Source organism: Proteus sp. G4380 (assembly GCF_963885725.1).
GTDB classification, from domain to species: Bacteria; Pseudomonadota; Gammaproteobacteria; order Enterobacterales; family Enterobacteriaceae; genus Proteus; species Proteus mirabilis.
Map to the genome: position 1 here is coordinate 1 of NZ_CAWPAV010000108.1, position 1,636 is coordinate 1,636.

Below are 1,636 nucleotides of genomic sequence, written 5' to 3' on the forward strand. Positions count from 1 at the left end.
ATCATTTCCTTGTCCACCTGTTATACGATGAGTTCCTGTGCCCAAATATATTTCATCATCACCTTCTCCCCCTTGAATGATATTTCTGCCAGGGAGCCCTCTATCCATTGAGGCTACACAGATCCGATCATTACCCTTACCACCATCCAACATATTAGCACCATAATAATCAATAAGCATATCATCTTCATCATCACCATAGAGCACATCATTTCCCATTTCTCCGTATATAACATCGTTTCCAGAGCCACCATAGAATAAATCATTGCCATCACCGCCATAGAATAAATCATTGCCATCACCACCGATTAGGTTATTATCAAAAGGATTTCCTATGAGAGTATCATCACCTTTACCACCAATCGCATTTTCAATAATCGTTTTATAGGCAATAGAGATATTACTCCGTAATCCTCCAATATCTGAAAAACAGCCTTCATTGAGATTAATGACTTGATTAACGGTATATAGGGAAAAGTCTAATGTATCAATTCCACCCGCATCCCAAATACAGCTCACTAATTTATCTTCTATGCTATTTAAAGAGTAAGCGGCGCGTCCCGTATTGGAATTAAATCCATAGGTATTATTTTCAAGACGTGTGGTCATATTTTCGCCATAGAGATATTGTAACAATAATATATCTACTAGCATAAAGGTCATAGGATAAAGGCCACCAAAATCTGCATCTTTAATATCAGGACACTTATAGCTCATAACTGAGTATTTAATTGAATCTAATACTTTATGCTTTTCATTTAGTATGTATTCCCAAATATGAAATAGCCCTAGAGAATGACCTAATTCATGTATAAAAGTATGATATACAAATGAGCCGATTTTATGTTTATTTTGTTGGTATTCTTTGCGTAACTCATTATTACCCCTTGCTATTGTAATAGTTTTATCATTATTAATATAATATATATCATAGATATCTGCCTCATTTTCTATATATTCATCAATATTATCTTGCTTAATTGTTTTATAATATTCGCGTGAAGAAAAATCAATAAATATAGTACCCGGATCATCATGTTCTTCATCTGGTTTTATCTCTTTTATAGGTGTACCTTCCTCGTTAGGATGACTAGCACTGCCTTTTCGATAACCTGAAATGAATTTTGTACCAGATATATTAACAAATTGATTATAATAGCCAAATTTTAAATCAGCATTGGTATATGGTGATATTTTTTTAAAAAATATAGGTACGATATCTGAGGTGTGTTGTAATATTTCTTCGATAACTTTTTGTTGATGAGGGAATATTGTTTCTTGAGTGGAGTAAATATAGATAGGTATATTATCTAGTATAGTATAAATATCATTTGCTATTTTTTTTATTCCTTCTTCTAATTCTTTTATTCTTTTTTTTGAAGCCTCACTATCTTTATCTTCAATGGTGTTTAATTCTTGTTTTTTTTGTTCTCTAATATTTACTAACCTATAATATTCATATATATCTTTTAGCGTTTTTTTTCTCATGTTTTCTGTTAATGGGTTTTTATTTTTTATAATTTCTCGGTATGTGTTATGATCTGGAAATGTATAAGTTATTGTTGTTATTTCATTTGGTGATTTTTTTGGCCAACCTATCATAGTTCCTGTTGTGATGATCCCTTTAGGTAAATAG

At 31.4% G+C, this 1,636-nt stretch carries 1 protein-coding gene; it reads right to left on the reverse strand.

The window, feature by feature from the left end; translation table 11 throughout:
• Window positions 1-1,636: M10 family metallopeptidase C-terminal domain-containing protein (locus AACU98_RS09805; protein ID WP_161735869.1), on the reverse strand; the 1,636-nt coding region annotated here is incomplete at both ends.